Origin of the sequence: Pseudomonas sp. B14-6 (assembly GCF_013260315.1) — a bacterium.
GTDB classification, from domain to species: Bacteria; Pseudomonadota; Gammaproteobacteria; order Pseudomonadales; family Pseudomonadaceae; genus Aquipseudomonas; species Aquipseudomonas mandelii.
The window spans coordinates 5,954,474-5,967,432 of record NZ_CP053929.1 but is presented as its reverse complement, the minus strand read 5'-3'; the positions used below and the strand labels follow the sequence as shown (position 1 = coordinate 5,967,432).

Genomic DNA, 12,959 nt, shown 5'->3' with positions numbered 1-12,959 from the left:
ACCTTGCGCCCATCGCGGAAAAGCCGGGCTGATGTCCCTCCTTTGCCCTACACCTTTCAACGAATTTGCCTGATATCCGATGAATAAAGCACTGTCCGATCTGTCCTCCCACACGCCAATGATGCAGCAATACTGGCGCCTGAAGAACCAGCACCCCGACCAGCTGATGTTCTACCGCATGGGCGACTTCTACGAGATCTTCTATGAAGACGCGAAGAAGGCCGCCAAGTTGCTGGACATCACCCTGACGGCCCGTGGGCAGTCGGCCGGTCAGGCGATTCCGATGTGTGGGATTCCTTACCACGCCGCCGAAGGCTACCTGGCGAAACTGGTGAAGCTTGGCGAATCGGTGGTGATCTGCGAACAGGTCGGCGATCCGGCCACCAGCAAGGGGCCGGTGGATCGTCAGGTGGTGCGGATCATCACGCCGGGCACGGTCAGCGATGAAGCGCTGCTGGATGAGCGTCGGGACAACCTGATCGCGGCGGTGTTGGGTGACGAACGTCTGTTCGGTCTGGCGGTGCTGGACATCACCAGCGGCAACTTCACCGTGCTGGAAATAAAGGGCTGGGAAAACCTGCTGGCGGAGCTGGAGCGGGTCAATCCGGTGGAGCTGATGATTCCCGATGACTGGCCAAAGGACCTGCCGGCGGAAAAACGTCGCGGGGTTCGTCGCCGTGCGCCGTGGGATTTCGAACGCGACTCGGCACTGAAAAGCCTTTGCCAGCAATTCTCCACTCAGGACCTGAAAGGCTTCGGTTGCGAGAACCTGACCCTGGCCATCGGCGCCGCCGGTTGCCTGCTCAGCTACGCCAAGGAAACCCAGCGCACCGCCCTGCCCCATTTGCGCAGCCTGCGCCATGAACGCCTGGATGAGACCGTGGTGCTGGACGGCGCGAGCCGTCGCAACCTGGAACTGGACACCAACCTGGCCGGAGGCCGCGACAACACGTTGCAGTCGGTGGTAGACCGCTGCCAGACCGCCATGGGCAGCCGCCTGCTGACCCGCTGGCTGAACCGTCCGCTGCGGGATCTGACCGTATTGCTGGCGCGACAGACCTCGATCACCTGCCTGCTCGACGGTTACCGTTTCGAAAAACTGCAACCGCAGCTCAAGGAAATCGGTGACATCGAGCGGATTCTGGCGCGGATCGGCCTGCGCAATGCCCGTCCTCGCGACTTGGCTCGCCTGCGCGATGCGCTCGGTGCATTGCCAGAATTGCAAGTGGCGATGACTGAACTGGAAGCGCCGCACATCATTCAACTGGCGAAGACCACCAGCACCTACCCGGAACTTGCGGCGCTGCTGGAAAAAGCCATCATCGACAACCCGCCGGCGGTGATCCGTGACGGCGGTGTGTTGAAGACCGGTTACGACGCCGAGTTGGACGACTTGCAATCGCTCAGCGAAAACGCCGGGCAGTTCCTGATCGACCTGGAAGCACGGGAGAAGGCTCGCACCGGCCTGTCGCACCTGAAGGTCGGCTACAACCGCATTCACGGTTACTTCATCGAGTTGCCGAGCAAGCAGGCTGAATCGGCACCGGCCGACTACATCCGCCGCCAGACGCTCAAAGGTGCCGAGCGCTTCATCACGCCGGAACTGAAAGCGTTCGAGGACAAGGCGTTGTCAGCCAAGAGCCGCGCACTGGCCCGCGAGAAGATGCTGTACGAAGCGCTGCTCGAAGACCTGATCGCCCAATTGCCGCCGTTGCAAGACACCGCCGCGGCACTGGCCGAGCTGGACGTGCTGAGCAACCTTGCCGAACGTGCGCTGAACCTCGACCTGAACTGCCCGCGCTTCGTTGACGAGCCGTGCATGCGCATCTCCCAGGGTCGCCACCCGGTGGTCGAGCAAGTGCTGACCACGCCGTTCGTGGCCAACGACCTGAGCCTCGACGACAACACGCGCATGCTGGTGATCACCGGTCCGAACATGGGCGGTAAATCCACCTACATGCGCCAGACCGCGTTGATCGTGCTGCTGGCGCACATTGGCAGTTTCGTGCCGGCAGCCAGTTGCGAATTGTCTCTGGTGGACCGGATCTTCACCCGGATCGGTTCCAGCGATGACCTGGCGGGCGGGCGATCGACTTTCATGGTCGAAATGAGCGAAACCGCGAACATTCTGCACAACGCCACCGAACGTAGCCTGGTACTGATGGACGAAGTCGGTCGCGGCACCAGCACCTTCGATGGCCTGTCCCTGGCCTGGGCTGCCGCCGAACGTCTGGCGCATCTGCGGGCTTACACGCTGTTTGCCACCCACTACTTTGAGCTGACGGTGTTACCGGAAGCCCAGCCGCTGGTGGCCAACGTTCACCTTAATGCCACCGAGCACAACGAGCGCATCGTGTTCCTGCACCACGTGCTGCCCGGGCCTGCCAGCCAGAGCTACGGCCTGGCAGTTGCGCAGTTGGCCGGTGTGCCGAGTGAAGTGATCGTGCGTGCTCGCGAGCACCTGGGCCGACTGGAAGCGACTGCCCTGCCCCATGAAGTTCCGAAACCAACCAGAGGCAAACCGGCCGCGCCGCAGCAGAGCGATATGTTCGCCAGCCTGCCGCATCCGGTGCTGGATGAACTGGCCAAACTGGATCTGGATGACATGACACCGCGTCGCGCGTTAGAAATGCTCTATACACTAAAGACACGGATCTAACGCACTTGCCTGCAAGCTGTTAGAATCTCGCGCGGTTTGGGATGCTGCAGGCTAATAGCCTGGCCTGCAGACTATCGCTCCCAAACCTGGCGACCCCAACAAGAAGGGGCTCCGCTGCCGCCGCCTGAGGAGAAAATTAGAAATGACCTTCGTCGTCACCGACAACTGCATCAAGTGCAAGTACACCGACTGCGTAGAAGTCTGTCCGGTGGACTGCTTTTACGAAGGCCCGAACTTCCTGGTGATTCACCCGGATGAGTGCATCGACTGCGCATTGTGCGAACCAGAATGCCCTGCCGTGGCCATCTTCTCTGAAGATGAAGTCCCGGAAGACATGCAGCAGTTCATTCAGCTGAACGTTGAGTTGGCCGAAATCTGGCCCAACATCACCGAGAAGAAAGAATCGCTGCCCGACGCTGAAGAGTGGGATGGCGTCAAAGGCAAGATCAAAGACCTCGAACGCTGATTTCCCCCGCGTTCTCGAAAAGGCCCCTAGGGGGCCTTTTTGCTTTTCTGCAGGAAAAAAAAAGGGGCGGTTTGACCCGCCCACATTTTTTCCCTATTCCCTGTGTTCCTTTTCATCGTCCTGATGAATCGCCTCCCTGCGATGTCCATTCCCCTCATCCTTGAAGGGTGTGTCTGTCCGTTGACACAGTTCAGATACTAGAGAGTTCCCCACCAAGCGCAATCGCTCCCAATCCGCAAAACTCTCTGTCATATGCTTTTAATCTTTATTAATAACCATATAAATCAATTAGATAACTCGAGCAGACGTATCAGATGAGCGACTGCCACACTGTAAAAATAACGAACACTTACGAAAGAGTAAGCAAAGACTTACAGCGCGAAACTACAATCCTGAGGCGCTTGCCAGCCATCTCCCAGGCATTAAAAAACCCCGAACCAGTCGAGGTTTTTTAATGCTACTCAAGCGCGTTGCTTACTGAAACAGCGACTCGCTCGACAGGCCGTTCTTCTCGAGAATCTCCCGAAGACGTTTCAGGCCTTCCACCTGAATCTGTCTGACCCGTTCCCGGGTCAGGCCGATCTCCAGGCCCACGTCTTCAAGTGTGCTGCTCTCGTGACCGCGCAGGCCGAAGCGGCGTACCACCACTTCGCGTTGCTTGTCGGTCAGTTCCGAAAGCCATTGATCGATGCTCTGGGACAGGTCGTCATCCTGCAACAGCTCACATGGATCGGTTGGTCGGTCATCTGTAAGGGTGTCCAGCAGGGTTTTATCCGAATCCGGACCCAGCGAGACGTCGACCGAAGAAACCCGCTCGTTCAAGCCGAGCATGCGCTTGACCTCTGCCACTGGTTTTTCCAGCAGGTTGGCGATTTCTTCGGGTGAGGGTTCGTGATCGAGTTTTTGGGTCAGCTCTCGTGCAGCCCGCAGGTACACGTTGAGCTCTTTGACCACATGGATCGGCAACCGGATGGTCCGGGTCTGATTCATGATTGCGCGCTCGATGGTCTGACGAATCCACCAGGTTGCGTAGGTTGAAAAGCGGAAGCCGCGCTCAGGATCGAATTTCTCCACTGCCCGGATCAGTCCGAGGTTGCCCTCTTCGATCAGGTCCAGCAGCGACAACCCACGATTGACGTAACGCCGGGCGATTTTCACCACCAGCCGCAGGTTGCTTTCAATCATGCGTTTGCGCCCGGCCGGATCACCACTTTGCGACAGACGCGCAAAATGAACTTCTTCTTCCGGGGAGAGCAGCGGGGAAAAGCCGATTTCGTTGAGGTACAGTTGCGTGGCATCAAGTGCCCGCGTGTAGTCGATGTACTTGTGTTGCTTTAGCGAAGCGGAGTGTTTGGATTTGGCACGAACGGAAGGTGGAGCAGCCCCTTCATCATTCGACATCGAATCCGTAGCGATGCCGGTCTCCATAAGGAGAACCTCATCGTCGATGTCAAACTCCGGCACTTCTTTACTGAGAGCCATTGTTATAGTCCTTTGGTGAGTTCGACCCCAAGCTCAAGCGGCGCCTTTATCCTTGGCAACGCTGGAGCCTGTCCCCTCTACGTGACGGAACAGGCTGGTAACAAATCAACGACGTGGCAGGAACTGCAGTGGATCTACAGGTTTACCTTGTCGGCGAATCTCAAAATGCAGTTTCACCCGGTCTGTACCCGTTGACCCCATTTCGGCAATTGTCTGTCCGACCTTGACCTGCTGCCCCTCCCGAACCAACAGCCTGCGGTTATGTCCGTAGGCACTGACGTAGGTGTCGCTGTGTTTGATGATGACTAATTCGCCGTAGCCCCTTAAGCCACTCCCGGCGTATACCACCGTCCCATCAGACGCAGCTAAAACAGGCTGTCCCAAATCCCCGGCGATATCAATTCCTTTATTCAAACTACCGTTTGAGGAGAACTTTCCAATCAGAATGCCATTAGATGGCCATCCCCAGCCGGTCGGGGCTGGGCCGGCAGGAGGCATCGGAGCGGGGGTCGGTTTGCTGGCGACGGACGGTGCAACCACCGCTGTGCTGGTGGTTGCGCCATTTGGCTGGCGCCGGATTACCGTGGTTTTCAGCGACGACGAAGGCGTTGAATCGGTAGCACTGGCTACCGGCGCCGACGTTGATCCGGTGCGACCGTCAAAGCGAATTGTCTGACCCGGATGGATCGTATACGGCGTAGGAATATTGTTCCGTGCGGCGAGGGCTTTGTAGTCCCAGCCGTAGCGAAAAGCGATCGAGAACAACGTATCTTTTGGTCGAACGACGTATTGACCCGTGGTCACCGCCGGACGCTGGGCGACGGACTTGTTGCGATCGACGACACGCACGTCACTCGTTTTGGAACTGGAGCAACCGACCAGCAAGGTGCTCAAGACGAGGCCAGTCACCAGGCGCTGAAAGCTCTTTGTACCCATACGCTGCGCAATGACTGTGAGACTCACCCGCCGCTCCCTTTTTGGTGGCTGAAATAGTGGATTGCCGTGTTTCGGCACGAAATGTCGCAAGTATAACGGGCCGAACAGGCTTTACCTTTAATGAAGCGAAATCGCTTCGCGCACACGTTTGCTGCCTGCCGATGAATCCTGTTTAACCCATCTATGCCGCTGTAAGACCCGGGCAATCGAAGAGAATTCAGCGTACTTGAACAAATGCTCAGGCCAGCGGCCCGTTGAGCAGTGGCACGAAGCGAACCGACCCCAGAACACGACGTGAAAAGCCTTGTTCTTCGCGGATGATCAGCATCAGTTGCTGCACCTCACCGGAGCCGACAGGAATCACCAGTCGCCCGCCAGGCGCCAATTGATCCAGCAACGCCTGGGGTACATCGGTCGCCACTGCGGTCACGATAATGCCGTTGTATGGCGCCAGTGCCGGCCAGCCTTCCCAACCATCGCCCCAGCGGAACACAACGTTGCGCAGATTCAGCTCCACCAGGCGTTCCTTGGCCCGGTCCTGCAACACCTTGATGCGCTCCACGGAGAACACCCGTTCAACCAGCTGCGACAGCACTGCCGTCTGGTAACCCGAGCCGGTACCGATTTCCATCACCTTGTCCAAGGGACCGGCCTCCAGCAGCAGCTCGCTCATGCGCGCCACCATATAAGGCTGGGAGATGGTCTGGTTGTGTCCGATCGGCAGGGCCGTGTCTTCGTAGGCGCGATGAGCCAGCGCTTCGTCGACGAACAGGTGACGCGGTGTACGACGGATGACTTCCAGCACCTTGGCGTTGGAAACCCCTTCCTCATACAGACGCTGAATCAGGCGCTCGCGGGTTCGTTGCGAGGTCATCCCGATGCCGCGACGCAGAATATCGTCTTGTTCACGAGCCATTAGCGCAACCCCTCCAACCAGCCATCGAGACTTCTGAAGGCATCATTGAAGGTGCGATCCAGTTGCAGCGGAGTAATCGAGACAAAGCCCTGCATCACCGCATGAAAGTCGGTGCCCGGGCCACCATCCTCGGCGTCCCCGGCGGCGGCGATCCAGTAACCGGACTTGCCGCGCGGGTCGACCACTTTCATCGGTGCCGCAGCACGTGCGCGGTGCCCGAGACGGGTCAGCTGAATACCGCGAATGTGGTCCAGCGGCAAATTGGGAATATTCACGCTCAGTACCGTACGCGGTGGCAAGTCGAGGTCAGCATGAGCCTCGACCAGTTTGCGCGCAAAGTAAGCGGCCGTGGGAAGGTTCTCCACTTGCCGTGAGACCAACGAAAAGGCGAACGAAGGACGCTCAAGGAAACGCCCCTCGAGTGCCGCCGCAACGGTGCCGGAATACAGCACGTCGTCGCCCAGGTTGGCGCCCAGGTTGATGCCGGAAACCACCATGTCCGGTTCGCGCTCCAGCAAGCCGTTAAGGCCCAGGTGCACGCAATCGGTGGGTGTGCCGTTCAGGCTGATAAAGCCGTTGGCCAGGGTTTGCGGGTGCAACGGACGGTCGAGCGTCAGCGAACTGCTGGCGCCGCTTTTGTCCTGGTCCGGGGCGATAACCACGCACTCGGTGTAATCCGCCAGCGCAGCATAAAGCGCGGCGAGACCGGGTGCGGCTACCCCATCGTCGTTAGAAATCAGAATACGCATGGGCTGTCCGTCTGCCCCACCGGCACCAGATCAACAAGCTCGCGCACCAATACGGTGGCAAAGCATCCGGCCGGGAGGACGAATTCCAGTTGCAGAATGTCAGGCTCCGGATAATGCCACGTCAACCCACCAATGGGCAGCCGCAGGATGCGACGTTCGTGGTTCATTCCGGCGTTAATCAACCAATCGCGCAGATCCGCTTCGCGAGCGGCGATTGCCTGCTCCAGTACATGGACAGCGCCGGTCGCCGGCGAGTCACCTTCGCCCCACTGGGGACCGGTCGGGTGCAGGTCGAGAATTGCCAGGCGCGGGTCGCTGCACTCGGCTTCACCTGCCGGAAAAAAACTGCGGCTGTCGGTGAAGGCCAGCAGATCGCCGACCTGCGCTTGCTGCCAGGTGCCATCGGCCACACGCGCCGCCAATACCTGGTTGAACAGGAAGCTGCGGGCAGTGGAGAGCAGACGCGAACGGACATTGCGCTGCTCCGGCAACGCCTTTCGCGCGGCCCAGGCACGGGCATCGACCACGTTACCGCCATCAAAGCCGAAACGCTGGGCACCGAAATAATTGGGAATACCTTGCTTGGCGATCAGCTGCAGCCGCTCTTCAATCGCGGCTTTGTCGCCAGCGAATTGCGTCAGGCGCAAAGTGAAGCCATTCGCCGAATGGGCACCGCGTTGCAGCTTGCGCTTGTGCCGACCGGTCTTGAGGATTTTCAGCGTGTCGTTTTCGGCCGCCGACAAATCAGGATCGGCCTTGCCCGGCAGCTGCACGCTGAACCACTGGCGAGTCAGCGCCTGACGATCCTTGAGGCCTGCATAGCTGACGGTGCGCAATGGCACACCCGCCGCCTTGGCAATGCGCCGTGCCGCTTCTTCGGTATTGAGACCGCGCTTTTCCACCCAGATCCACAAGTGTTCGCCATCGCCACTGAGGGGGATATCGAGCACTTCATCGACCTGAAAATCTTCTGCCGTGGCTTTCAGAACCGCCGTACCGAGGGCGTCGCCATAGGCTCGCGGGCCGAGCAATTGCGCTTCGTTCATGCGCGCAGCAACAAGGCAACGGAATGCACGGCAATGCCTTCTTCGCGACCGACAAAGCCAAGCTTTTCGGTGGTGGTAGCTTTCACGTTCACTTGATCCAACTCAACTTGAAGATCCGCGGCAATCAGCGCGCGCATCGATTCGATATGCGGGGCCATTTTCGGCGCCTGGGCGACGATGGTGTTATCGACGTTGCCGACTTTCCAGCCTTTGGCGTGGATCAGTGCGACGACGTGACGCAACAGCACGCGGCTGTCGGCACCCTTGAATGTCGGGTCGGTGTCCGGGAAGTGCTTGCCGATATCACCCAGCGCAGCGGCGCCGAGCAAGGCATCGCTCAAGGCGTGCAGCAGGACGTCACCGTCGGAGTGAGCGAGCAGCCCGAAGCCGTGTGCAATGCGCACACCGCCCAGAGTAATGAAATCGCCTTCAGCGAAACGGTGCACATCATAGCCGTGGCCAATACGCATAAAAAAACGCCCCGATTTTTGTCAGGGCGTGATTCTACCTGCATTAGGTGCCTAGAGCGCGTGCGTGATGCTGCAAGTGGTCGTCAATGAAGCTGGCGATGAAGAAATAGCTGTGGTCGTAGCCCGGTTGCAGGCGCAACGTCAGCGGATGACCGGCCAGTTTGGCCGCCTGTTGCAAGGCTTCAGGCTTGAGCTGAGTCGCCAGGAAATCATCACGGTCACCTTGATCGACCAGCAACGGCAACTTTTCGTCGGCCTCGGCGATCAGTGCGCAGGCATCCCATTCGCGCCACTTCGAGCGGTCCTCCCCAAGTAGCGGGAAAACGCTTTCTGACCCCACGGGCAATCCATCGGATTGTTGATCGGCGAGAACGCCGACACCGATTGGTAACGCCCCGGATTGCGCAAGGCGCAGACCAGCGCCCCGTGGCCACCCATGGAGTGACCGCTGATGCCGCGCTTGTCCGACGCCGGGAAATGGGCTTCGACCAATGCCGGCAATTCCTGCACGACATAGTCATGCATCCGATAGTGCCGGGACCAGGGTTCCTGCGTGGCATTCAGATAAAATCCGGCACCGAGACCGAAGTCCCAGGCGCCGTCCGGATCACCTGGAACATCGGGTCCGCGAGGGCTGGTGTCCGGCGCAACGATGATCAACCCAAGCTCGGCGGCCATGCGCATCGCGCCGGCCTTGTGCATGAAGTTTTCGTCGGTACAGGTCAGGCCGGACAACCAATACAGCACCGGCAACTTGCCGCCCTGCTCCGCCTGCGGCGGCAGGTACACGGCGAACACCATGTCGCAGCCGAGGACATCGGAGCGGTGCTTGTAGCGTTTGTGCCAGCCGCCGAAGCTTTTCTGGCAGGAGATATTTTCCAGGCTCATGACCGACCTCAGAAATGGATGACGCTACGGATGCTTTTGCCTTCGTGCATCAGGTCGAAAGCCTTGTTGATGTCTTCCAGGCCCATGGTGTGGGTGATAAACGTATCCAGCGGGATTTCGCCGGTTTCGGCCATCTCGACGTAGCTTGGCAATTCGGTACGACCGCGCACGCCGCCGAATGCCGAACCGCGCCAGACACGACCGGTCACCAGCTGGAATGGACGGGTTGAGATTTCCTGGCCGGCACCGGCCACACCGATAATCACCGACTCACCCCAACCCTTGTGGCAGCACTCAAGGGCCGCACGCATCAATTGCACATTGCCGATGCACTCGAAGGAAAAGTCGACGCCGCCGTCAGTCATGTCGACGATGACTTCCTGGATCGGACGGTCGAAATCTTTCGGGTTCACGCAGTCGGTTGCACCGAGCTGCTTGGCGATCTCGAACTTCGCCGGGTTGATGTCGATGGCGATGATGCGACCAGCCTTGGCCTTGACCGCACCGATGATGGCTGACAAACCGATGCCGCCCAGACCGAAAATGGCGACGGTATCACCTGGTTTTACCTTGGCGGTATTGAGGACTGCACCGATACCGGTGGTGACACCGCAGCCCAGCAGGCAGACTTTTTCCAGTGGTGCTTCTTTTGGAATTTTGGCGACGGAGATTTCCGGCAGCACGGTGTACTCGGAGAATGTCGAGGTCCCCATGTAGTGGAAAATTGGCTGGCCCTTGTAGGAAAAGCGCGAAGTGCCATCCGGCATCAGGCCCTTGCCTTGAGTCGCGCGAATCGCCTGACACAAGTTGGTTTTGCCCGACAGACAGAATTTGCACTGACGGCATTCCGGGGTGTACAGCGGGATCACATGGTCGCCGACCGCGACGGAGGTCACGCCCTCACCGATCGCCTCAACCACCGCGCCACCTTCGTGACCGAGGATCGACGGGAAGATGCCTTCCGGGTCAGCGCCCGACAGGGTGTAGGCATCGGTATGGCAGACACCGGAGGCCACCACTCGCAACAGAACTTCACCGGCCTTGGGCATGGCGACATCGACTTCGACGATCTCGAGGGGTTTCTTGGCCTCGAAGGCAACGGCAGCGCGCGACTTGATCATGTGGATTCTCCAGTGAATAAAAACGAGACAAGGAGTGTAATACAGCGCGCTACGAGGAATAATCCGGGCAAAAGCAAAACATTATTGCCACACAGGGATAATCCTGGATGTCTGAAAACCGCTGGGAAGGAATCGACGAGTTCGTCGCCGTGGCCGAATGCAGCCAATTCACGGCGGCGGCGGAGCGCCTTGGAGTTTCTTCCTCTCACATCAGTCGACAAATCGCACGCCTCGAAGAGCGCCTTCAGACGCGACTGCTTTACCGCAGCACTCGCCGGGTGACGCTGACCGAAGCCGGGCAAACCTTTTTGCAACATTGCCAGCGCTTGCAGGACGGTCGCGAAGAAGCCTTGCGCGCGGTCGGCGACCTGACCAGCGAGCCTAAGGGCATGCTGCGCATGACCTGCGCCGTGGCGTATGGAGAACGCTTCATCGTGCCACTGGTGACCCGTTTCATGGGCCTTTATCCACAACTGCGCGTCGACATTGAATTGAGCAACCGTCCTCTCGACCTGGTGCACGAAGGGCTGGACCTGGCAATCCGCCTCGGGCGTCTCCAGGATTCGCGACTGGTCGCCACGCGCCTGGCACCACGGCGGATGTATTTGTGCGCGTCGCCGTCCTACGTGGAACGGTATGGTCGCCCACACAGTTTGTCGGAACTCAGCCGCCACAATTGCCTGATCGGCAGTTCGGACATGTGGCAAATGGAGCAGAACGGGCGGGAATTTTCGCAACGGGTGCAGGGAAACTGGCGCTGCAACAGTGGGCAAGCGGTTCTGGATGCGGCACTACAGGGTGTCGGGTTGTGTCAGCTGCCAGACTATTACGTGCTGGAGCACCTGAAAAACGGCGAATTGATTTCATTGCTGGAGGCGCACCAGCCACCGAACACGGCGGTTTGGGCGCTGTATCCACAGCAACGGCATCTGTCGCCGAAGGTGCGCAAGTTGGTGGATTATTTGAAGCAAGGGTTGGCTGAGCGGCCGGAGTATCGAACTTAGCTCGGATTGCCGCTTTCAGTGACAGTTTTGCTGACTGATAGAACGCCATCGCGAGCAGGCTCAGTGCTACAGGGAAATTCATTCCAATGCAGGAGTGAGCCTGCTCGCGATGGCGGTTGAACAGCCAATGAGCGACTCAGCGGCGATTAGCCCAACGCTGGCGAAGCCATTCAAGATCTTCAGGGCGAGTAACCTTGAGATTATCGGACCGCCCTTCAATCAGACGCGGCGCCAATCCAGCCCACTCCATGGCCGAAGCTTCATCAGTCACCAAGGCATCCGCCACCAGACTGTCCGCCAATGCCCGATGCAACGCGCCGAGGCGAAACATCTGCGGCGTGTACGCCTGCCAGATCACGCTGCGATCCACGGTTTCAACCACACGACCGTGCTTGTCGACCCGTTTGAGCGTATCGCGGGCAGGAACTGCCAGCAGCCCGCCCACTGGATCGTCCGCCAACTCACCCAGCAACTTATCAAGATCATCACGCGAAAGATTCGGCCGTGCAGCATCGTGAACCAGCACCCAGTCTTCATCGTCAGCACCTTGAGCGTGCAGATGCAGCAAGGCATTGAGCACTGACCCGGAACGCTCGTCGCCGCCCTCGACCCGCTGAATACGCGGATCGGCAGCACACGCCAGGTTCGGCCAGTAGGGATCATCAACAGCAAGACTGACCACCAACCCCTTCAGGGCAGGATGATCAAGGAAACAGCCAAGGCTGTGTTCGAGAATAGTGCGCCCGCCCAATTGCAAGTATTGCTTGGGACGGTCTGCGGCCATACGGGCACCGACGCCCGCGGCAGGAATCACGGCCCAGAAGGCCGGTAAAGAGTTATTCATTGAGCCAACTGGTAAAGGGTTTCACCGTCCTTGACCATGCCCAACTCATGACGAGCCCGCTCTTCCACGGTCTCCATGCCTTTTTTCAACTCGCTGACTTCGGCGTCCATTACCCGATTGCGTTCCAGCAACCCTTCGTTCTCAGCGTGTTGATCTGCGATCTGCTGAGTCAGCTCAGCCACTTGCGCCAGACTGCCATTTCCCACCCACAGGCGGTATTGCAGGCCAGCCAGCAACAAGAGCAAGACGAGGAACAACCAATTGGGACTGCGCATCGAATATCAGGTATCCAGTGAAAAAAGACAGCCATGCCAAAACTTTGAAGCTTCTGATAGCACGAAGCCTGGAAGACCCAGGCTTGTGCTTATAAGGCATCAG

The 12,959-nt window shown here is 58.9% G+C and carries 12 protein-coding genes and 1 pseudogene; 3 read left to right on the top strand and 10 right to left on the bottom strand.

Annotated features, from left to right (window positions below; all coding sequences use genetic code 11):
• Window positions 1-91: 91 nt before the first annotated feature.
• Both mutS and fdxA read left to right on the top strand, forming a co-directional pair.
• Window positions 92-2,659: a DNA mismatch repair protein MutS gene (gene mutS, locus HP062_RS27165; RefSeq protein ID WP_172792622.1), complete on the top strand. Its 2,568-nt coding sequence runs from the start codon at window positions 92-94 to the stop codon at window positions 2,657-2,659.
• A 142-nt stretch (window positions 2,660-2,801) separates the two neighbouring features.
• Window positions 2,802-3,125 (top strand): ferredoxin FdxA, encoded by a 324-nt coding sequence (fdxA, locus tag HP062_RS27160; protein WP_008154011.1) that lies wholly within the window; start codon window positions 2,802-2,804, stop codon window positions 3,123-3,125.
• Between the two features lie 474 nt (window positions 3,126-3,599).
• On the opposite strand, the gene rpoS is transcribed toward fdxA, so the two are convergent.
• The 8 genes and pseudogenes from rpoS to HP062_RS27120 form a co-directional block, all read right to left on the bottom strand.
• Complete coding sequence (rpoS, locus tag HP062_RS27155; RefSeq protein ID WP_010462770.1) at window positions 3,600-4,607, bottom strand: RNA polymerase sigma factor RpoS; 1,008 nt, start codon at window positions 4,605-4,607, stop codon at window positions 3,600-3,602.
• Window positions 4,608-4,712: 105 nt separating this feature from the next.
• Window positions 4,713-5,570, bottom strand: coding sequence for a peptidoglycan DD-metalloendopeptidase family protein (locus HP062_RS27150; protein WP_083374911.1), 858 nt, complete (start codon window positions 5,568-5,570; stop codon window positions 4,713-4,715).
• Window positions 5,571-5,781: 211 nt separating this feature from the next.
• Complete coding sequence (locus tag HP062_RS27145; protein WP_010462773.1) at window positions 5,782-6,417, bottom strand: protein-L-isoaspartate(D-aspartate) O-methyltransferase; 636 nt, start codon at window positions 6,415-6,417, stop codon at window positions 5,782-5,784.
• Between the two features lie 41 nt (window positions 6,418-6,458).
• Window positions 6,459-7,208, bottom strand: a complete 750-nt coding sequence (gene surE / locus HP062_RS27140; protein WP_077748335.1) for a 5'/3'-nucleotidase SurE — start codon at window positions 7,206-7,208, stop codon at window positions 6,459-6,461.
• Window positions 7,196-8,254 (bottom strand): tRNA pseudouridine(13) synthase TruD, encoded by a 1,059-nt coding sequence (truD, locus tag HP062_RS27135; protein ID WP_077748334.1) that lies wholly within the window; start codon window positions 8,252-8,254, stop codon window positions 7,196-7,198. Before truD ends, surE begins: the two co-directional genes overlap by 13 nt.
• Window positions 8,251-8,724 carry a 2-C-methyl-D-erythritol 2,4-cyclodiphosphate synthase gene (ispF, locus tag HP062_RS27130; RefSeq protein WP_010462780.1) on the bottom strand — a complete coding sequence of 158 codons (474 nt, stop codon included), beginning with the start codon at window positions 8,722-8,724 and terminating at the stop codon, window positions 8,251-8,253. The genes truD and ispF overlap by 4 nt, the downstream gene beginning before the upstream one ends.
• Window positions 8,725-8,767: 43 nt before the next feature.
• Window positions 8,768-9,612: pseudogene (gene fghA, locus HP062_RS27125) on the bottom strand (S-formylglutathione hydrolase).
• 8 nt (window positions 9,613-9,620) lie between these two features.
• Window positions 9,621-10,733, bottom strand: a complete 1,113-nt coding sequence (locus HP062_RS27120) for an S-(hydroxymethyl)glutathione dehydrogenase/class III alcohol dehydrogenase (protein WP_010462785.1) — start codon at window positions 10,731-10,733, stop codon at window positions 9,621-9,623.
• Window positions 10,734-10,840: 107 nt separating this feature from the next.
• Between HP062_RS27120 and HP062_RS27115 the strand changes: the two genes are divergently transcribed.
• Window positions 10,841-11,737 (top strand): LysR substrate-binding domain-containing protein, encoded by an 897-nt coding sequence (locus HP062_RS27115; RefSeq protein ID WP_172792333.1) that lies wholly within the window; start codon window positions 10,841-10,843, stop codon window positions 11,735-11,737.
• Between the two features lie 136 nt (window positions 11,738-11,873).
• Here the strand turns inward: HP062_RS27115 and ispD are convergent, their stop codons facing one another.
• Both ispD and ftsB read right to left on the bottom strand, forming a co-directional pair.
• Complete coding sequence (gene ispD, locus HP062_RS27110; RefSeq protein ID WP_010462788.1) at window positions 11,874-12,581, bottom strand: 2-C-methyl-D-erythritol 4-phosphate cytidylyltransferase; 708 nt, start codon at window positions 12,579-12,581, stop codon at window positions 11,874-11,876.
• Window positions 12,578-12,856, bottom strand: a complete 279-nt coding sequence (ftsB, locus tag HP062_RS27105) for a cell division protein FtsB (RefSeq protein ID WP_008028992.1) — start codon at window positions 12,854-12,856, stop codon at window positions 12,578-12,580. Before ftsB ends, ispD begins: the two co-directional genes overlap by 4 nt.
• Window positions 12,857-12,959 lie beyond the last annotated feature (103 nt).